At 53.8% G+C, this 18,975-nt stretch carries 15 protein-coding genes; 8 read left to right on the top strand and 7 right to left on the bottom strand.

The annotated features are described in order from the left end of the window. Window positions 1-79: 79 nt before the first annotated feature. The 4 genes from ABD971_RS20045 to galK all read right to left on the bottom strand — a co-directional run bounded on the left by ABD971_RS20045 (window position 80) and on the right by galK (window position 6,385). Complete coding sequence (locus ABD971_RS20045) at window positions 80-1,582, bottom strand: sulfatase (protein WP_345324985.1); 1,503 nt, start codon at window positions 1,580-1,582, stop codon at window positions 80-82. 192 nt (window positions 1,583-1,774) lie between these two features. Continuing rightward, a complete protein-coding gene (locus ABD971_RS20040) occupies window positions 1,775-2,902 on the bottom strand; it encodes an aldose epimerase family protein (protein ID WP_339942068.1) in 1,128 nt (375 codons plus the stop codon). A gap of 300 nt (window positions 2,903-3,202) precedes the next feature. Next, the gene (locus ABD971_RS20035) at window positions 3,203-4,840 is read right to left on the bottom strand and encodes a solute:sodium symporter family transporter (RefSeq protein ID WP_339942069.1); all 1,638 of its coding nucleotides are present in this window, start codon (window positions 4,838-4,840) and stop codon (window positions 3,203-3,205) included. Between the two features lie 321 nt (window positions 4,841-5,161). Next, the gene (galK, locus tag ABD971_RS20030; protein ID WP_345324983.1) at window positions 5,162-6,385 is read right to left on the bottom strand and encodes a galactokinase; all 1,224 of its coding nucleotides are present in this window, start codon (window positions 6,383-6,385) and stop codon (window positions 5,162-5,164) included. A gap of 563 nt (window positions 6,386-6,948) precedes the next feature. Between galK and ABD971_RS20025 the strand changes: the two genes are divergently transcribed. Further along, window positions 6,949-7,344 carry a hypothetical protein gene (locus tag ABD971_RS20025; RefSeq protein WP_339942071.1) on the top strand — a complete coding sequence of 132 codons (396 nt, stop codon included), beginning with the start codon at window positions 6,949-6,951 and terminating at the stop codon, window positions 7,342-7,344. A gap of 139 nt (window positions 7,345-7,483) precedes the next feature. Here ABD971_RS20025 and ABD971_RS20020 read toward each other — a convergent pair whose 3' ends face one another. Then, window positions 7,484-7,828, bottom strand: a complete 345-nt coding sequence (locus ABD971_RS20020) for a hypothetical protein (protein WP_345324980.1) — start codon at window positions 7,826-7,828, stop codon at window positions 7,484-7,486. Between the two features lie 397 nt (window positions 7,829-8,225). Between ABD971_RS20020 and ABD971_RS20015 the strand changes: the two genes are divergently transcribed. Further along, on the top strand, window positions 8,226-9,065 hold the full coding sequence (locus ABD971_RS20015; protein ID WP_345324978.1) for a sugar phosphate isomerase/epimerase family protein: 840 nt from the start codon (window positions 8,226-8,228) through the stop codon (window positions 9,063-9,065). Between the two features lie 124 nt (window positions 9,066-9,189). Here the strand turns inward: ABD971_RS20015 and ABD971_RS20010 are convergent, their stop codons facing one another. Next, window positions 9,190-9,897, bottom strand: a complete 708-nt coding sequence (locus tag ABD971_RS20010; protein WP_345324976.1) for an EF-hand domain-containing protein — start codon at window positions 9,895-9,897, stop codon at window positions 9,190-9,192. A 300-nt stretch (window positions 9,898-10,197) separates the two neighbouring features. On the opposite strand from ABD971_RS20010, the gene ABD971_RS20005 reads away from it, so the two are divergent. Further along, window positions 10,198-11,286, top strand: a complete 1,089-nt coding sequence (locus ABD971_RS20005; RefSeq protein WP_345324974.1) for a ThuA domain-containing protein — start codon at window positions 10,198-10,200, stop codon at window positions 11,284-11,286. A gap of 229 nt (window positions 11,287-11,515) precedes the next feature. Here the strand turns inward: ABD971_RS20005 and ABD971_RS20000 are convergent, their stop codons facing one another. Then, window positions 11,516-12,865: a Gfo/Idh/MocA family protein gene (locus ABD971_RS20000; RefSeq protein WP_339942076.1), complete on the bottom strand. Its 1,350-nt coding sequence runs from the start codon at window positions 12,863-12,865 to the stop codon at window positions 11,516-11,518. Window positions 12,866-13,221: 356 nt separating this feature from the next. On the opposite strand from ABD971_RS20000, the gene ABD971_RS19995 reads away from it, so the two are divergent. From ABD971_RS19995 to ABD971_RS19975, 5 genes are all read left to right on the top strand, one after another. Beyond that, a complete protein-coding gene (locus ABD971_RS19995) occupies window positions 13,222-14,190 on the top strand; it encodes a phosphatidate cytidylyltransferase (RefSeq protein WP_345324971.1) in 969 nt (322 codons plus the stop codon). A 12-nt stretch (window positions 14,191-14,202) separates the two neighbouring features. Further along, window positions 14,203-14,850 (top strand): lysophospholipid acyltransferase family protein, encoded by a 648-nt coding sequence (locus tag ABD971_RS19990; RefSeq protein WP_345324969.1) that lies wholly within the window; start codon window positions 14,203-14,205, stop codon window positions 14,848-14,850. Between the two features lie 88 nt (window positions 14,851-14,938). Continuing rightward, window positions 14,939-15,577 (top strand): hypothetical protein, encoded by a 639-nt coding sequence (locus tag ABD971_RS19985; RefSeq protein WP_345324967.1) that lies wholly within the window; start codon window positions 14,939-14,941, stop codon window positions 15,575-15,577. 169 nt (window positions 15,578-15,746) lie between these two features. Then, a complete protein-coding gene (locus ABD971_RS19980) occupies window positions 15,747-16,238 on the top strand; it encodes a DinB family protein (RefSeq protein WP_339942080.1) in 492 nt (163 codons plus the stop codon). Window positions 16,239-16,327: 89 nt separating this feature from the next. Next, entirely contained in the window at window positions 16,328-18,784 is a 2,457-nt protein-coding gene (locus tag ABD971_RS19975; protein WP_345324965.1) for a hypothetical protein, read from the top strand. The last annotated feature ends 191 nt before the right edge of the window (window positions 18,785-18,975 follow it).

Genomic DNA, 18,975 nt, shown 5'->3' with positions numbered 1-18,975 from the left:
ACGATGGGGCAGCGGTGATAGCATAAGACGAAAGTCACGATCGACTTTCGTTATCGTTCTGATAGCAACCGTGCCAGTTTCAATGAGGAGCCTGCGAGGGATCGATCTTCTTGTTCTCCCAATAGATGCCGTCGGCTCGCTGTTCCAGGATACGGTGGGCACTGCCTTTGGCGAGCCCTCGCTGCTGCTTGGGCAACCATCCGCTCAGCCGATCGATCACCTCGGCGTATTGCGTCCGATCTTTGCCGGGGGCAATCAGATTAGCGAATTCGTTAGGATCGACATCGCGATCGTAAAGTTCTTCGCTGCCGTCGAGGTAACGGATATAACGCCATCGTGTGTCACAAACACTATGGTTGCCCTTGTTGTGAGTACAGATTGCCGGGCGTTCCCGCGTCGTGGTGGGGTCGATCAATTGGGGTTTCAGGCTGAGCCCTTCCACACCTGCGGGTGCCGGCAGTCCCGCCAACGAAGCGAGTGTCGGATACAGGTCTAACAATTCGGCAGGCTGATTACACTTGACGCCCCCGGCAATCCCGGGGCCCGCGAACAGTAGCGGTACACGCGTCGATCTTGCCCACAACGAATTTTTTCCTGAGATCGCCTTTTCACCCAAGTGGTAACCATGGTCGCTCCATAGCACCACGATGGTGTTGTCCGCGTAGGGGGACTTTTCCAACGCATCGAGAACACGTCCCACTTGGCTGTCAACAAAACTGATCGAAGCCAGATAAGCGCGAACCAGCGGACGCACTTGATCGTTCGCCTCGAGCCAGTCGGTACGGGGTTCGGGTAAATTCCAGTGGATGTACCAAGACGATTGGGGAGTATCGCTGCGATCGCCGGTCGGCATCGGAGGCATCGTCAACGAGTCTTCGGGGTACAGGTCGAACCATTTTTGTGTCGCATAACAGGGGACATGGGGCAGAAAGAAACCGACGGACAAGAAGAAGGGCTTCTCGTCCTGCATCGATTCGATCTGGTCCACTGCCCACGATGCCACCTCCCAGTCGCCCTTGTCCTCGTCGCGATGAGGGAAGGTTCCCCAGTCCATCAACGGATGGTTACCGTTAGGAGTAGGAGGGATTAGTTTTTGTTTTGGTTTAACGCCAACGGACGAGGCGGGCCCCCAAACGTCACATTCCATCGGTTGTTTTTCATTTCGACCATAGGTGCCATGAAATATCTTGCCTCCGATTAATGTTTGGTAACCATGGTTTTGAAAATGTTGCGGCAAGGTGGTTCGCGGTTTGAACTCGGGAAGCGTGCGAAACCAAGGTGCTAGTCCATAGACGCCGGTGGATGTGGGGCGCAGTCCGGTCATGATCGATGTCCGGCTGGGGTTGCACAGTGGTGCTTGGCAGTGGGCGTTGGTGAACGTGACTGCTCGGCTAGCCAGTTTTGCCATCGCCGGCGTTTTGACGTCGGGGTGACCTCCGAGTGGTTCGACCCAATCGTTCAAATCGTCAATCGCGATCATCAAAACGTTGGGACGCGAGTGTTCGGTTTCGGCTGCCGCCACGGACGCTACGCCGAGTAGCACGACGGTGACGAGAACCAAGGAAGTCTTTGCTTGGAACATGATGTTTAGGTGGGATGGAAGGTGGGAATGTTTGATGGCTTTAAGGACTCGGGATAACGATCACGCCGCTATTTCGGCGGTCCAATTATTTCGTTTTAACAGTTTTTGTGAGCCGCTCGCGCGTGAGCTGCTGGGTCTCGCGCATGACCCGGTGCCTCACGGCCCCCCGGATCACAAAATCGGACCGTTGAACTATTCGGCCGAGAACTTGAACGTGGTTGTTGTGCGGTGTTCTTCGCCAGGATTGAGGATGGTCGAGGGGAAGCTTGGTTGATTGGGGCTGTCGGGATAGTGTTGGGTTTCCAAGCAGAAGCCGCCACGGTGCACGTAGGGTTTGCCCGACTTGCCTCGCAAACGCCCATCCAAAAAGTTGCCACAATAGAACTGGATGCCAGGTTCGGTGGTGTGGATTTCGAGCACACGGCCTGACTTTGGATCTTTCACACGAGCGGCTAAGGTCATCGCGTTTTCTTTGCCTGTTTTGTCCAAGACAAAGTTGTGGTCATAGCCGAGTCCAAATTTCAATTGCTCATTGTCTTTGCCAACATCGCGGCCGATCGGCTTTGCCGTTGTAAAGTCGAATGGGGTTCCAGCGACCTCACGCAGTTCGCCTGTTGGAATCAAACCTTCGTCGACGGGCGTAAATTTCTTGGCGTTGATCATCAATTCGTGGTCCAAAATCGTTCCTTCGCCTTCGCCCGCAAGATTGAAATAAGTATGCTGCGTCACATTGACGGGAGTTTTCTTGTCCGTCGTTGCGAAATAGTCGACCACCAATTCGCTCGTCATGGTCAACTTGTAGGTCACTTTCAAATTCAAGTTGCCTGGATATCCTTCCTCCATGTCTTTCGCGGTATAGGTCAATTCCAAGCCGGACCATCCATCGCCTTCGAGCGGTTTGGCATCCCAAACGACTTTGTCGAAACCGATCACACCGCCGTGCAGATGGTTCTCGCCGTTGTTCACGGCAAGCGAGTAGGTCTCGCCATCGATCGAGAATTTGCCTTTGGCGATTCGGTTCCCGTAACGACCGACGACGGCGCCAAAGTAAGGCTTGTCAACCGCGTTGATGTAGTCTTCGACGCGGTTGTACCCAAGTGCAACGTCTCCCATCTTTCCGTCACGGTCCGGCACGATGATCGAAGTAATGATGGCACCATAGTTGGTGATTTTGACCGTCATCCCCGCTTCGTTCTTGAGCGTGTACAGCTTGATCGAATCAAAATCTTCGACCGAAACGTGAGCTTCAGACGACTTGGTACCCAATGTGAATAGAGCGAGGAGTGATAAACACAGCAGAAGTGTCGATCGGAATTTCATGTTGGTGCCTATTTGTTCAATGTTGCAGGGGGGAGCAGGATTTTGCGGTTGCAGTGGGTGGGCAAGTTCACTTCGATTGTAATTCAAGATGGGGAAGCTGGTGCCCAAACAACCTCGACGAATGCAATTCGGATGAAAACGCCCCTATCAGCCGTATTGCTTCGTCCACGCGTCCTCTTTGGGTAGCGTCCTCTTTGGATAGGGAACTCGTCAAGAGTTTTCGGCCTGTTCCGGCATTCGCCGAAAGTCGCGAACAACCTCCGCTACGAGCTGATCCCCATTTTAAGTATGGGGAAAGCACTAGGCTTTCGGTGTCAGCACGCTGAAGTCGGCGAAGGAGACATAGATCGCGATCACGATGATGATCAGCGCGATACCCGCCGGGGTGGCGTATCGCCACGGCGTCATATTGACGGCTTTGGCATCCTGTTGAATGAACTCGGTTTCACGAGGACGGACTTCGCCGATCACCAGCATCAAGATGACGAGCCATGCGAACACCATGCCGAGGAAGTGAAAGTCGTGGACCGAGGCGACGATCGCATCAAACGGGCTGACAAAGTAACCCACCGCGATGACCACAAATCCGGTAACCAAGCCAATTTTGGCTGCGATCGGAGGGACACGGCGAGTCAACATTCCCACGATTACCACGGCAAAGATTGGGATGAAATACATTCCGTTCATTTTTTGCAGGTAACCAAATATGCTGGTCGTTTGAGCCAACAGGGGAGCGATCGTCATCGCCACGACTGCGACGATCCAGCCAAACCATTTGCCCGAGCGAACCACGCTCGCTTCGGACGCATTCGGCTTGGCACTCTTATAAAGTCCCAGACTAAACAGCGTGCACGCACTATTGAGTGCCGAGTTAAAACTGCTCAAAATTGCCCCGATCATCGCGGCGGCAAAGAACCCGGTCAGCGGTCCCGGCAACACTCGATTGACAAGCAAACCGTAGGCCTTGTCGGCTTTGATGTCTTCGCCGGCAAACATCGAATACGCGATCATGCCGGGGATGACGAGGTAGAGTGGTCCGAGCAACTTGAAGGCGCCGGTTAACAATACCCCTTTTTGACCTTCGGCCAAACTGCTCGCTCCGAAGGTTCGCTGAATGATTTGTTGATTCGTCGTCCAGTAGAACAGATTCAAAAGAAAGATACCGGCGAAGATCGAACCAAAGGGGACCGAGGATTGATTGCTGCCGACGGAGTTGAATCGGTCTTTCTGCTCTTCCCAAAGCAAATCCGCCCCGGCCGCAACGCCTTCACCCCCGCTCAACACATTGAGCGCGTAGTAGGTGATCAGCAACCCGCCGACGAGCAGTCCAATTCCATTAAGCGTGTCCGAAACGGCAACCGTTCGCAGCCCACCAAACAGTGCATAGATCGAACCAATAATTCCGACCATCCAAACGATCATTACCAACGCGAACGTTTCGGGATCCATGTTTAGACGTTCGGGAAACGATCCAAGCAAGCTGGGAACATCCAAGATATCCAGCATGCCGCGAGCACCTGTGTACAAAATGATCGGCAACAAAATGCCGACATACGCCACCAAGAAAATGATGTTGGTGATGACTTGGGTTTGGTGATCAAAACGGATCTCGAGGTATTGCGGAACCGTTGCCACGCCACTTTTCAAAAAACGAGGCAAGAAGAACCATGCCATGAATACGAGCGCGACGACGGCGACGACTTCCCACACCATCACACATAAACCATCGGTGAAAGCGGCGCCGTTAAGCCCGACCATTTGTTCGGTCGACAGGTTGGTCAGCAGTAGTGATCCGGCAATCAACGGGAACGTCAATGAGCGACCGCCAAGAAAGTAACCCGAACTGCTGGCGTGGTCATCGCGTCGAGTGATCCACCACGTCAACACCCCGACCAGCGACGTGAAGAACAGAAACCAAAAGATTGTTAATGCGCCCACCGATGCCTCTTTATCATTGAAAGTTCAACGCATCGTCCATGTTGCGTCCGAAAGTAATTGACTGGTGCATTGCGAGATCGCTTCGAGTCTGATGGGTTCTCTGGTTCAGAGACTGCTGCTCGAGCGACGGCAAAGCAATTTGTTCTGTGTGTGTTCCGGTGAAATGTTGTTCATTCGGTGAGCCGACGGTGCTAACCCAATGCGATCGACTTTCCTAGCGGTGCGGCGAGGTGCCGCGCGGGCTAAATCGACGTTTTTACTCGCTGCAACCGGGCGGCCCCACGCCGTTCCGCTATTAAAAAATACCTGGCTACAATCTAATCAGCAGGATACTGTATGTGCACCCTTGGCCGGCAAACTAGCGAAAAGTTGAGCATCAATCCCGCATTGCTTTTTGTATTGTTTTTGAATGTGCTCGCTCACCTCGACCACTTTGTCGGATTCGATCAACGTGACCGTGCAACCGCCAAAGCCGCCGCCCGTCATCCGTGAACCGTAAACACCTCCGGCACGGCCGACGCCACGTGCGATTTCGACCAACAAGTCCAACTCACAGCAACTGACTTCGTAGTCATGTTGCAGCGAATGATGGCTTGCGTACATCAATTCGCCGAGAGTCTCCCATTGCCCTGATTCAATTGCCACGGCCGCTTTCTGCGTCCGTTCGATTTCGGACACGACATGACGGGCACGCGAGTATTCGATCTCGCTCAGCGATGACTTGTTCGACTCGAGATCACCGGACGTGACGTCTCGCCATGACGCTGCACCGATTTTTTTAAGTGCGGAATCGCACTGAGCTCGTCGCTGTGCATACTCGCCACCGCTCAATTCATGCTTGACGTTGCTGTTGGTGATCAAGACCGAAACATGATCCGACGAGAATGGAACGTGACGGATTTGTTGCGAGCGACAATCAAGCAGCATGAATGCATTTTGTTGTCCAAAAACGCTGCTGAATTGATCCATGATTCCACAGGGAACGCCTGCAAAGTCATGCTCGGCTTGTTGGCACAATAACGCTTTTTCTTCGAGCCCCAGAGTGATGCCCGAGACGACTTCCAATAGCGTTGCGGTAGCCACTTCCAGAGCCGCACTGCTGCTAAGTCCACCCCCGATCGGAACGTTCGATTCGAACATCACGTCCATGGCAGGGAGTTGGCTAAATTTTTCTGCCCCCATGCGGCTTTGGAATCCGGCAAAAACGCCGCCCATGTAGCCCGTCCATTTCGGTGGCAGAGACGGTTTGGGAAGCTCGTCCAAATCAATCTGGTCACATTCATTCAGATTGACGCTGCGAATCGATGCAACGCGAGAACCCTTTTCTGCACGCGGCGCCGCGGCGATGGCGACATAGCGTTCGATCGCCATGGGCAACACATACCCATCGTTGTAATCGATGTGTTCGCCAATCAAGTTCACTCGCCCAGGGGCCGCAACGATCCATTGAGGTGGACGCGAATGTTCAGTGGTAAAGGATTGCGTCAAACGATGAACCAAGTCACCAAGGGGACCGTCATAGCTGCTGTTTTCGAGAGAATTCATTGCGAGTCGATTTGCAAGGGACGTCGTACCGCCCCAAATTATGAACTTTGCCGGTGTCGGATACAATCACTCACATGGCCACAGGCTTGAGAAATTTTGCCAAAAGGCCAATCTCGCTAGGATGATTCGCGCAAATGTCCCTACGGCGGATAATTGCCAAGGTCAACGAAATCGATAATTTTGAAGAGGCGTGCGATACAGCCGCATATCCTACCACAACGGGGAGTTGGCACGCCATCCCGCGAAAGTGGGCGTTGAAAAATTTTGCCACGTTTGCCGTCATGCGCCGCTCCGCTGGACCGCGAAACGCATGAATCTGACGTCGGATGTGTAGTCGTCGGATGTGTAGTCGTCGGATGTGTGAAGCGTCCTGAACGCCAATTCCGCTTGAGAAGGAAACGAGCGAACTTGCCGCTGACCAAATCACGAATTTCTTTTAGCCGCAGGACATCCGATTGTGGCGGCGGGGATCGCCGCGAGCTAATCTAATCGCGTTGCAAATGATTCATGTTTGGATCGTTTGTGTTTCATCTATTTGGTTTGCTAAACGAGACTGTCAGCTAATGTCACAAAAGAAGTTTTACCAGATCGCCTGTAGCGTGTTGCTCGGCGCCTCGGTCTGCTTGCCGATTGTCAGTAACAATGCTGCATTCGGTGAAGACGAAGCGGCGAAGAAGCCCTCGATCAAGGCGGTGATGAAAACGTGTTTCAAGGGACCTCTGCTCAAGAAGGTTGCCTCGGGAACCGCATCCGAGGAAGAGAAGAAAGAACTGCATGCGATGCTTGTTGCGATGAGCAAAGCAACGCCACCTCGCGGGAGCGAAGAAAGCTGGAAAAAGCTCAACAAGCCGTTGGTCGAAGCAAGCCAAAAGGCGATCGAGGGCGATGCACAAGCTGCCGCCATGCTGAAAAATGCTTCGAACTGCAAGGCTTGCCATAGCGAACATAAACCAAGCTAAGTCAATCGGGTCAGCGGATTGTCGACGAATCGATTGTTGACGACGAGGCTGCGAATTGACCGCGACAAAGAGGCCGCGAACAATAGACAGGGACAAGTGGTTTGCTTGACCCTGTCTTTATTTTTTTCGGACGATGAGGTTAGCGAAATGCTTGTTTGACCTCGGGACGCATCAGCACGATGATCGCCCATATTCCGAACGGGATGCCGATAAAATAGCAGGGACTGATGCAGGGAATGACAGCCATGATCGCGCCGGTCAACGCTAGCGGATAGGTCTTCAAGCTCTTCATTCGGATCGCGGCAAACAAGATCAAGCAATTGATCGCGATGATTACACAGGATCCGAACACTCGGATGAAGATCACTGTTTCTTTATCGATCCCCACATCATTTGCCGGTAACCGAGCTGCCGCGCCACTGAACAACAGGAATGCGTCAACGCCCATGGCAATCACCATGCATACGATGCAGATCAGTGACACAATGATCAATGATAATGCAGGTGCGCTAACGGCTGCGGCGGCGTTTGAAACATTTCCAGGACCGCCATTTTGCCTCGGATCATTAGCTGTAGGACTGTAGGGGTTGGGCGGGAAAGGGTTGTTCGACATTGATTACGATCCGGTTTTAGGGTAGCGGATTTTGAGGTAGCAGGGCTCTGGCGAGAGTTTTAAATCGTGCAGCAAATCTCACCGCAAGAATCGACGATATCCGCTCCGGCAATTCTGGTTTCTAAACTTCCAGTAAGCATTTGTGGATTGCATCGGAGAGTAATAATAAACGGTCATCGGAACCGATCGAAAGTGGCTTGTGCTATGATCTGAACTGAATTTCCCAACCTTTCCTCCCCACCACTTTGTTTTTGGAGCACGCTCACCGATGACTTCTCTTTCTCTCTCTCGACGCGGATTTCTTGCGGCAACGTCAACCGCGGTTGCTGCTGCGGCGCTGCCATCGACTGCAATGGCCGCCAAACCCAAACGAGCCCAATTAGGCATTCAGCTCTACTCGCTTCGCGGATACAAGGTGGACGAGGCACTGCGTCACGCGAAAGATCTTGGGTTTGATCAAGTGGAATTCTACGGTGGCATGCTGGCGACCAATGCTTCGGCCGAGGAAATCGCAAAGATGAAAGCAACGGTCGCCGAGTTGGGGCTTTCGATCTCGGCTCATGGCGTTAATCGATTTGGCGGCAACGAAGCGGCCAACCGAAAGATTTTTGAGTTTGCGAAGTCGCTTGGGATTCCCACGATTACCGCAGACCCAGGCCCAGAATCGTTTGACAATCTAGATGATTTGGTCAAAGAATTTGATATACGGATCGCGATTCATAATCATGGTCCTGGTCATCGATACAACAAAGTCGTCGATGTGCTCAACGCCATCGAAGGACGCGACGAACGAATCGGGGCATGTGCCGACCTTGGGCACTACATTCGTTCGGGTGAAAACGCGACCGATGTCATTCGTTCGCTCAAGGGACGGTTGTACGGAATCCACTTAAAAGATTTCGCCGAGATGAAACAGAAGACCGAGGGAGTCATCTTGGGCAAGGGACATCTTGACGTCGAAGGTGTCTTCTTTGCACTCGACGCGGTCGGTTTTCCCACCGACGGCGCCGTGTCACTTGAGTACGAAGAAAATCCCAGCGATCCGCTTGCGGAGATCCGAGAGTGCGTTGTTGTCGCCCGCGCGGCGATGGCCAAGGTCGCGGGTTAGAAATTGTCGCTTGGGTAGAGGTGGCGGCAGCCCGGAACGGCGCCGCGCGGGGGACGCTGCTGGCGGCAAAAAAAACGTCGACTTGGAGTACCAAGTCGACGTTTCGAGCATTGTGATCTTTGCGTTATTCGCTATCGGACGCTGCGGGCGGACGTTTAGGGGTTCTGCCCCCTGCTTCGGCATCAGGGCGTCCATTGCCTCGCATGTTTTCGCGACCGCCGCCTCGTCCCGCTTCACCGAAACGACGCATCGCCGTTGTCAGTTCTTCGCGTGAAATCGCGTCGTCGTTGTTGGTGTCGATCCCCTGCATTCGATCTCGCATTGGTTCTGGGATTTCATCTCCGGTCAATTTGTCGTCCGAATTTGCATCGCGGCGTTCAAACAACATGCGTGCAAATTGTTCCGGATTCTCCATCGCCTCGCGTGGCATGTCCCCGCCACCTTCACGACGCCCGGGGCCTCGATCGCGATTTTCCCCGTCGCGAGGTCGGCCTGCGAAATCACCTTGCGGGCGAAGTTCGTCAAACGTCAACGAACCATCGTTATTCTTGTCCAGTTTGCGGAGGGCTACCGCGGCATTATCAATCTCGTCTTTCGAAATTTTCCCGTCGTGATCGGCGTCCAACGCGGCGATGATCGGCATCCGTCGCATCATTTCTGCGGCCTCAGGCCCGCCCGGTCCACGGTCACGAGGGCCTCGGTCGTCAGGTCCGCGGTCACGGGGACCTCGTTGCTGGCCGTCGCGACGATCGCCATCACGTCGGCCTCGCTCTTGCTCAGCTTTTTCCTGATCCTGAACCGGTTCCGCAAAAGAGGTCTGGATTGTTGGCACTGTCAAAGCGCCAGCAAGAAGCACGAGTCCGGTTGCCCGTTTCCAGGAAAAAAGAGGATTCGGTCTGACTGGGATAGAGCTATCTGTAATTTGTTTTGATGGATTCATCGTTGTTACCTGCAAAAAGGGATGGGGGGCGGTCACACTTCAATCAAACCCCTGCAAGTTCGTCGAGTTCCGCCAGAATTAATTGTCAATGGCAAAACCATTTTTGGTCGCATGCTATGATGGGGCCGCCAATTGGCACTCAACGAATAACAACGACACTGAATAACAACGACACTTCAAGAGATAGATTGAATGCGACGATTCTTGGTGGCTTTAGTAGCTCTCACACTAGCAGCGACTCTGTTTTCAAACGGCAGCGGATTTGCCGCCGATTCCCCCTTGGTTTACCAAGGCAACGATGGCATCGGCAGCGGCAAGCACATCGTCTTTCTTGCCGGCGATCACGAGTATCGCAGCGAAGAGGCGTTGCCGGCCCTTGCACGTATCCTCGCCAAGCGGCATGGATTCAAATGCACGGTGCTGTTTAATATCGATCCAGAAACGGGTTACATCACACCGGGGAACAACAATATGCCCCACACGGATGCGGTCAATTCCGCCGACTTGTTGGTGTTCGGTTTACGCTTCCAAAACTTTCCTGCCGAACAGATGCAGCCGATCGCGGACTACATCAAACGAGGCGGCCCGGTCGTCGGCACTCGCACTAGCACGCACGCGTTTAAGATTCCCGCAAAATCGCCGTTCGCAAAGTTCGATTTTCAGTACAAAGGCGAAGAGATGAAGGGGGGCTTCGGCCGGCAAGTACTTGGCGAGACCTGGGCAGGCCACTACGGCCGGAACCACGTCATGAGCACACGGTTAGAGATTGTTCCCGAGAACGCGGAGCATCCTGTATTGCGAGGCGTCGAGAATCCGTGGGTTGAAGCCGGCGGCTATTGGACCGATCCTGAAGCGAACAGCGTCGTGCTTGCGAATGCCCAACCGCTGCAAGGAATGACACAAGATTCGCCGATTGCCGACGACAAGAAACCGTGCCCCGGTGCTTGGGTGCGAACGTACAAGGGCGAAAATGGAAGCGAGGGACGCGTTTTCACGACCACCTACTGTGCGTCCGAAGATATTCGCAACGATGGATTTCGGCGGATGATGATCAACGGATGTCTATGGGCATTGGGGATGGAAGACGCGATCACCGGCGAATTGAATACCGACTTCGTTGGCCCTTACGATCCATCGACCTTCAGCTTCGGCGGGTATCGCAAAGCGGTGAAGCCGCAGGAATTAGCGGGATGGGATTCGCCGATCATGCCCGCTCGCGACGAAGATGCTGCGAGCGAAGCAAAGCCAGTCGCAAAGAAAAAGAAGAACGCGGCTGAGTAGGGCGAGGCAAAGCAAACTCAGCTTAATAGAGATGTGCGGCCGACACGGCGACGCAATCATGCGTCGCCGTTTTTTCGTTCGCAGTTTCGGTCATCCCCGAAAACGAAAGTCTTGACGACTTCCGCTACAACCAAATGCGTCACTTAATGAATCGAAGTCGCCGGCGATCCATCGTTCAGATCCCAGCGTTGTGATCGCAGAGCGGTCAACGACAATCTGGCGGACGATGCTACGCGAAGCCGTCGCGTGATTTGCGGCTCATCAACGCGTTGGCTTGTTCATCGTCGATAAATTGCTCTGATTTCGGATCCCATTTCAGTTCACGTCCCAACATCAAGGCGATATTGCACAAGTGACACGACGTCATCGTGCGGTGATGTGACCAGACGTCCGAAATCGGTTTGCCCCGATCTTCGATGCATGCGAAGAAGTTGCCCATGTGACTGCCTGGCTTCTTGCCTTTGCACAGTTCGATAATTTTTTCGTCGAGCTGTTTCCGATCTTCGTCGCTCAGCTGATCCACAGGGCGTCCTTCTAGCTTGCCGCGGTTGACAAAGATGCGTCCCTTGTCGCCTTCGAACAGGATCCCGTTTTGGAAATCAACATTGTCGCCTTCGCGTTTGTAGTGGCTGTTGACGCTCATCAGTGAACCGTTCGCGAAGGTCAAATCGACATGGAATTCGGTTGCGGTGTTGTAACCGTTTGGTAGCGACGCTTCGCCGTCAAAGAAGGCATTCCAATTGAAATCCGAAGGCACATTCTTAGTGAATTTACCGGTCCCCGCGACCTTTACGGGGCCATCTTCGCCGGGCGCGAGCGCCCATTGTGCGATATCGATATGGTGGGCACCCCAGTCGGTCATTTTGCCGCCCGAGTATTCGAAAAACCAACGGAACATGCGGCGACGTTGTTCACAATAGCCTGCTTCGGGTGCGGGCCCGACCCACATGTTCCAATCAAGATCCTCCGGCGGATCCTCGGTTTCGAACGGCCCGTCGTTGGGCGCACCGCCGATGGCCAGATAGGCGTTGACGTTCTCGCCGAGCATTCCGGTGTGCACCATCGCTACTGCGGTCAGAAACAACGACTTGCTACTGCGTTGTTGCGTTCCAACTTGGAACACTCGTCCGGTCTCTTCGACTACTTTTCGGATCTGTTTGCCTTCGTCGATCGTCAAGGTCAAAGGTTTTTCGCAATAGACATCGGCGCCGCTGCGAAGCGCGGCGATCGCGATCGGGACGTGCCAATGATCGGGCGTACCGATGGTGACGACTTCGGGCTTTTCTTTTTCCAGCATCTCGCGATAGTCGCGATACGTGTTTAATTTGCCGCCAAACGCTTCGTTGAATTCCTTGGTGTGCAAATCGTCCACATCACAAACCGCTACCATTTCGGCATGCTTTGCCGCGTCTCGAGCGATGTTTCCGCCGCGGTTGTAGCGTCCACGACTGCCACCGACACCAATGGCGGCGAGACGAAGCTTTTTAGGTTGATCGGCGGCAATTGCGGGACTGGCCACGGCGGCGATGGATCCCGCCGCGGCGGTGGTTTTTAGAAAATGACGACGTGATGTTGACATAAAACATTCCGTGTTGGGGAAAGAGAGTGTGGGAGAGTTGCATTCGGTTGCGGCGTCCAAACTGGGGACGACCTGGCCGACGGCCGAAAATATGCAAAGCGTTTCTAAAATAACGGAAAACCACCTGTGTCGGGGCGAATCACGCACTGCAAATTCGAAATTTGTCAACGCATATCTAAACTGCGCGTCCGCTGAACCTTCGAGGGTTGGACTTGTTACGATCTAAGTTCGATTTCGCCTTTTTGAGAAAGATCGACCGTAATCTCATCCTCGTGACGGGATCTTAGTTACAGAGATATTGCGGCCGATGGATCTGCGTCAAAACCCTGCACTGGCCTCCTCTTTGACAAGACAACATGAATTTGGCTATTGAAGTTCGAGTGGCGATCGCATCGATTTTCGTCTCACTGGCGGTGGCCAGTGTGGTGTCATTGGCACTGAAATGGCGGCACCCGGAGCGTGATTTCACCGAACTTCGCGAGCGGATACGCACTTGGTGGGTGATCGTTGGCTTCTTCTCCGCCACGTTATTCTTCTCTCCGACCGCTGCGGTCTGTTTCTTTGCATTTGTGAGTTTCTTGGCACTCAAAGAGTTTTTGTCGATGACGCCAACACGGCGGTCCGATCGCCGTGTGCTGTTTTACGTGTACCTGTCGATCATTCCGCAATACTACTTTGCCGCGACATCGTGGTACGGCATGTTCATCGTATTCATTCCGGTGTTGATGTTTGTTGGGTTGCCGACGCGAATGCTGATGATGGGGCAAACCGATGGATTTCTGCGGGCCGCCGGATCGTTGCACTGGGCGTTGATGATTACGGTATTCTCATTGTCGCACGTCGCGTTCTTGCTGATGTTTCAAATTTCTGCCCACCCGCGAATCGCTCCCGTTTTTCCATCCGATGCGGCGATTGCTTTTCCCGGCGCAGGTCTGCTTTTGTTTTTGGTTTTGCTGAGTGAGTTCAATGACATCCTGCAATACATTTGGGGAAAATCGTGGGGCAAGCGAGAGGTCGCTCCGTCGGTCAGTCCTGGTAAAACCTATGCAGGATTGATCGGCGGAGTGGCAACGACGGTCGTGTTCGCGGTTGTCGTCGGTCCTCGCTTGACGATCATGGACGACGCTCGCTCTTTGATGGCCGGAGTCATTATTGGGATGGCCGGATTTGCAGGGGATCTCTGCATGTCCGCGATCAAGCGAGATCTGAGAATCAAAGATTTCGGTGCGACGCTTCCGGGGCACGGTGGTGTTCTCGACCGAGTCGACTCGCTGATCTTCACCGCGCCGCTGTTCTTCCACTTCGTTTACTACACGTACGGCTGAGCCCCCGAAATCGTGAATCATTTTTTGCGAACACTTTTCTTTGCCTTGGTTGTGCGGCCCATCATGATGGTGGTGTTGGGAACCAATGTTCGGCGTCGTGAATGGTTGCCGACCACGGGGCCCGCCTTGATTGTTGCGAACCACAACAGCCACTTGGATGTGTTTGCGTTGATGAACATCCTGGGGCTAAGCCGGTTACGGCACGTGCGACCGGTGGCGGCGGCTGATTATTTTTTGACTCGCCCGCTTCGCCGTTGGTTCTCAACGCGAATCGTGGGGATTTTGGCGATCGATCGAACAAACACCAAACGTGATAGCGACGGAAAACACCCGCTCGAACCGATCTCGGAAGTGCTTCGTGCGGGCGGAATCGTTTTGTTGTTTCCCGAAGGGACACGCGGCGAGCCTGAGAAACTAGAGGCGTTTCAATCCGGTGTGGCTCACCTAGCCAAGCGGCATCCCGAGGTGCCAATCACGCCGGTTTTTATGCACGGGTTAGGCAAAGCGCTCCCGAAAGGCGAGGCGCTGCTCGTTCCATTTTTTTGTGACGTGTTCGTCGGCGAAAAATTGAATTCCGAGTTGCCAAAGAAAGAATTTATGAACCAGTTGTGTGAGTCGTTTACGAAACTTTCGCAGGAACTGCCGGTGCAGACGTGGTAGCCCTTTTGTGAACGCTTATCTCGTCTACTGTACAATCAACGTCATTACAATCGAAATGATGGAATCACAGCATCACGAGGTACAAAGCATGGCAGACGAGATCGTTTCGGACTCTGGTCAACCGAGCTCACTGGCTGATTCGCCGCGTGACGAACTGCTGCAATTTCGTTTGTCGACAATCTTCGTGCTAACGTTGATCGCCAGCATCTTGGCTGTGTTCCTGCGTCCGCGTGGAAACGATTTGATGATCGCAGGGATGGTTTCGACGATCAGCAGTCTTGCCTTTGGCATGCTGGTTGGCAAGGTTCGCCCGCCGCTGATGCAGCGGGTGTTTTGGGGCGTCGTTGTCGCTGCGATGATGCAGGCGGTTGTGTCGAACACGATTTTGCTGGACCGCAAAGGGATCTATGGTTGGCCAATTGCTGCGGGATTTGCGGCCGTCGTCGCCGCGGGCAACTCGAATCTGTATCGCCGCATGATCCAAGGGGCCATCGCCGCCGCAACGGTGGTGGCGATCTACATGGTCTCACTACCTACGGACTCGATTACCGGCTTCGCGAACACGATTTGTGCCGCGATTGGCGGAGCGTTGTTGGCTGTGTTGGTGGACGTCGTGAATTTTCTGCAACGCAGAACCACGGTTCCTTTACCCATCACGGGGCTTGCGCTGGTGTTGGTGGCGATGGCGTTTGCCACGGTCGCCCCCACGCTGATTCCAGGCTGGTGAATCGTCGCTCGTGGCTCCGCAGACAGAGTGTTTGCTTGACATTCTTTTGCGAGTGAAAAGACGACGATATCGCTTCGTTTCTAACACAAGTCGCCGGGTGCACGAAATCAGTCTTATCAGGTTACAATCTTCGGTACCACTTTCCACTCCTATCTATTTAGAGAATCCAATGCAAGGAAAAGACGCGATTCGATCGGCCATGAAATTGAGCGACATGGTCTACCGAGGTTACATGGGCGACCTGGACGACTCGGAATTGTTGCGGCGTCCAAGTGAGGGCTGCAATCATATTGCTTGGCAAACGGGGCACCTGATTTCATCGGAAGTTTCGCTGGTCGAGAGTATTGCGCCAGGCAAAGCCTACGCATTGCCTGAGGGATTCGCGGAAGCACACGCCAAAGACAAGGCCGACAGCGATGATGCGTCTGCGTTTTTGGGCCGCGACGAATATTTCGCACTGTGGGACAAAGTGCGCGCGGCCACGCTCGAAGCAATCGACGGGATGAGCGACGAAGATCTTGATGCCGAATCGCCCGAGCATTTCCGAGGTTTCTGTCCGACGGTGGGTGACGTGGTCATGCTGATTAGCACGCATCCACTGATGCACGCTGGGCAACTTGTTCCTTTGCGTCGCAAGTTGGGCAAACCGGTATTATTCTAATTCGATTGCCTCGGATTCTTTAGCATTGCGATGCGTGACCATTGACACGCGTGCGAACCCGCATGGAGATAACGTGTCGTTTGTGGGTGATGAAACCTGCATACGAACCGATCCGAAAACCCGCTGCAGCGCAGCCTCGCGGCGTTTGCCTGATCCGCTTGCTGACCGGCCGCGTGGTGCAGTGGCGAGACGGCAGTCTTCATGCCGTCGTCAGCGCAATCGATCCCTATCAACTGCAGCACGCATTGTTGCGATGGAGTCAAGCGGGACGGCCGAGTAAGTTCACTCGTGAAACGCTGCCAATTCCAGCGGGGGCGTTGGCCCGGGTCAGCAGAGACGAACTGCATTTGGCATCGTCGGCACTCGCATCTCTTTCGAAACGTGAACTGCAAAAGCGGACGCGACTATCCCGCGAACAATGTCGTTGTCGACTGGATCAACTGCGTGCAGCGTTGGACCGGAACGATATGAGTCCTAGTGCGTCCTCTGCCGACGAGTGGCATCTATTTTCGTGGGGACAAAATTCGATTTCCGATTCGGCATGTTCCTGGCAATCGTTGGTCCATTGGCTCGGCGACGATCGCGGTTTAAAGTCATGGTGCGAAACGATGGCGTCACTTGAAGGTCACCGCCGACGCCCGGAATGGTGGAATCTAGCTCGCCGATGTGTTGCCATCCTGGCGCAGCTCGAATCCGAATTTTCAGAGCTTGATGTCCATGAACGAATGCGTCGCTCGCATCTCGCGTTTATGCTTGCGATTGAATTGGCAAAGAAGCCTTACGAGCTGGATATCCAAATCACCTACCCCGATCGAATGTTGTCTCGCAAACGGGGCCAAAAGTGGGTTGTGCAGCTCCGCAGATCTATCCAAACGCAAATGGAGACCGTCGAGGTTTGGAATGCTCATCGGGTCCCCGCAGTCTTAGCTAGCTGGGTTTCCATTTCTTCGAGTCGCTCGTTCGACCGAGCCCCGATCTTGCGTTGGTTGTCGAAACGTCGGGGGTACTCGATCAACACATTACTGCAGATGGCTGGGGAATTGAGCCATTCCGAGTTTCGTAAACTTCTTTCGTTTGAGAAATGGCTTGACGACGTTCCTGAAGATCGATGGTGTGGTCTCGCAAAAAGCAAACTGCCACACCACACCCTGCAGACGACCCTTGAAAAAGGATGTTTTTATCGGCTACATCGTCGGCACGATGATCGAGAGATGTGGAACGCGATTTACGAATTAACCGGACGGTATTTTTCAGCGGAAGGGCATCGCGTTGTCGGTGGGGTTTATCGAACTTGGTATCGCTGGGCAAAAACTTGGCCCTCGTCATGTTGGAAGTCGGATCGGGCCGACCGATGGATTGCACTGCTGTCGAATATGAATGATTTGGTCGTGCTTAACCCCGCACTATTGCGGCGGTTCAGTGGGTGGCTCGATTCGATGCAGCGTGAAAGCGAGAGATCGCAAATTGATATTGACCCGATCTCCAGAACCGACGCGTTGACCCAACTCGCTGCACGGCGGTTGCGAATTTATCGGGGAGCCGATGGTCACGAAACCAAATGGCCACGCTCGATCGCCAGCCGCCTCGAGTTACGAGCCAAATGGCAGCGAGAGTTTGAGTATCTCGAGCAGTCCGAACGGGCGGAAAGCTTGAACGCACGTTCTCAGCAGCGGCTCGATCACTTGCGAAACACTCCGTCCCCACGGTTGCCTAAGATCAAATCGCTACGACTACGGATTCGGCGGGCGGGGCTGAGTGCGTCCCATGATGCTGCTAAAACATGGCTGTTTCAGCGACAACGTGAATACTTTTTGTCTCTCGGGGTTTCGCCCGCAACGTTGGCGATTGATTTGGGGACGCCATCGGATCGCTTGGGCGATTTTTTGACATTATTGGCGACGCTGCCGTTGGCCAGTCGTAACTTGTTGCTGCAAGGACTGCGGCGAACGAGAGATCAGGAAGCGTGTTTCCGCCGAGTGGGTTACAAACATTCGGGGCGAGCTAATCAAGATTGGATGCAGAAAGCAGAAAAGGCTGGAATCAATCTCGCCGCATGGTTTACCGATCACGCAGTCGAAGTCTCGATGGCTGCGGCCCCCGAGGCAGCCTCGCAAGCAAAACCGCTGAAGATAAGGGTGACGGGAGCGGCCGAGTATCTACTGTGGATGGGCCGACCGTTCGGTAGTTGCCTCGATCTACGCGGTGGGGCGTATTGTGAATCGGTGGTGCCGAACTTCTTGGATGCGAACAAGCAATTGATCGTGTTGCTTGATCACGATGGACACATGGTGGGACGCAAATTGGTGGCGATCAGTCGTGACTCGAAATTGCTGGGATACTACCTGTATCTTGAAACTAGCGGTGAACATGAATGGGCTCGCAACCAGGTCACCGCTGCGGTAAACCAATTTTGTCGAACTTGGGCGACTGCGATCGGCATTGAGCTTGCGGTTATAGGAAATCCAACGACGCTGCATGGAAATTCTTGGTACGACGACGGACCCGAATCTTGGGAACAGCCCGAATCTGCAGCAGAGAACAGGTAACCATTGTATTCGTCCGGGTTGATCGTTCTCGTCCAGCATCGCACATGGTCAGTCGTACAGCCGTTGAGGTGTTCATTCGAGGTTAGGAAAAATGTTCGAGGCGGGTGATCCCCCCCAGATGTAGCCAAGGCGTTCTGCGATTTGCCTTGTGAGTTTTCGATTTGTTTTGTCGGAATGATTTAGCCTAAAAC

The organism is Novipirellula rosea (assembly GCF_039541335.1).
GTDB lineage: Bacteria > Planctomycetota > Planctomycetia > Pirellulales > Pirellulaceae > Novipirellula > Novipirellula rosea.
The sequence above is the reverse complement of the archived record's forward strand: the minus strand, read 5'-3'. Positions and strand labels throughout refer to the sequence as shown.

Coding starts and splice junctions, on each gene's coding strand:
- ABD971_RS20045 (WP_345324985.1), bottom strand. CDS start 1,582: ATGTTCCAAGCAAAGACTTCCTTGGTTCTCGTCACCGTCGTGCTACTC.
- ABD971_RS20040 (WP_339942068.1), bottom strand. CDS start 2,902: ATGAAATTCCGATCGACACTTCTGCTGTGTTTATCACTCCTCGCTCTA.
- galK (WP_345324983.1), bottom strand. CDS start 6,385: ATGAATTCTCTCGAAAACAGCAGCTATGACGGTCCCCTTGGTGACTTG.
- ABD971_RS20025 (WP_339942071.1), top strand. CDS start 6,949: ATGTCACAAAAGAAGTTTTACCAGATCGCCTGTAGCGTGTTGCTCGGC.
- ABD971_RS20015 (WP_345324978.1), top strand. CDS start 8,226: ATGACTTCTCTTTCTCTCTCTCGACGCGGATTTCTTGCGGCAACGTCA.
- ABD971_RS20005 (WP_345324974.1), top strand. CDS start 10,198: ATGCGACGATTCTTGGTGGCTTTAGTAGCTCTCACACTAGCAGCGACT.
- ABD971_RS20000 (WP_339942076.1), bottom strand. CDS start 12,865: ATGTCAACATCACGTCGTCATTTTCTAAAAACCACCGCCGCGGCGGGA.
- ABD971_RS19995 (WP_345324971.1), top strand. CDS start 13,222: ATGAATTTGGCTATTGAAGTTCGAGTGGCGATCGCATCGATTTTCGTC.
- ABD971_RS19985 (WP_345324967.1), top strand. CDS start 14,939: ATGGCAGACGAGATCGTTTCGGACTCTGGTCAACCGAGCTCACTGGCT.
- ABD971_RS19980 (WP_339942080.1), top strand. CDS start 15,747: ATGCAAGGAAAAGACGCGATTCGATCGGCCATGAAATTGAGCGACATG.
- ABD971_RS19975 (WP_345324965.1), top strand. CDS start 16,328: ATGAAACCTGCATACGAACCGATCCGAAAACCCGCTGCAGCGCAGCCT.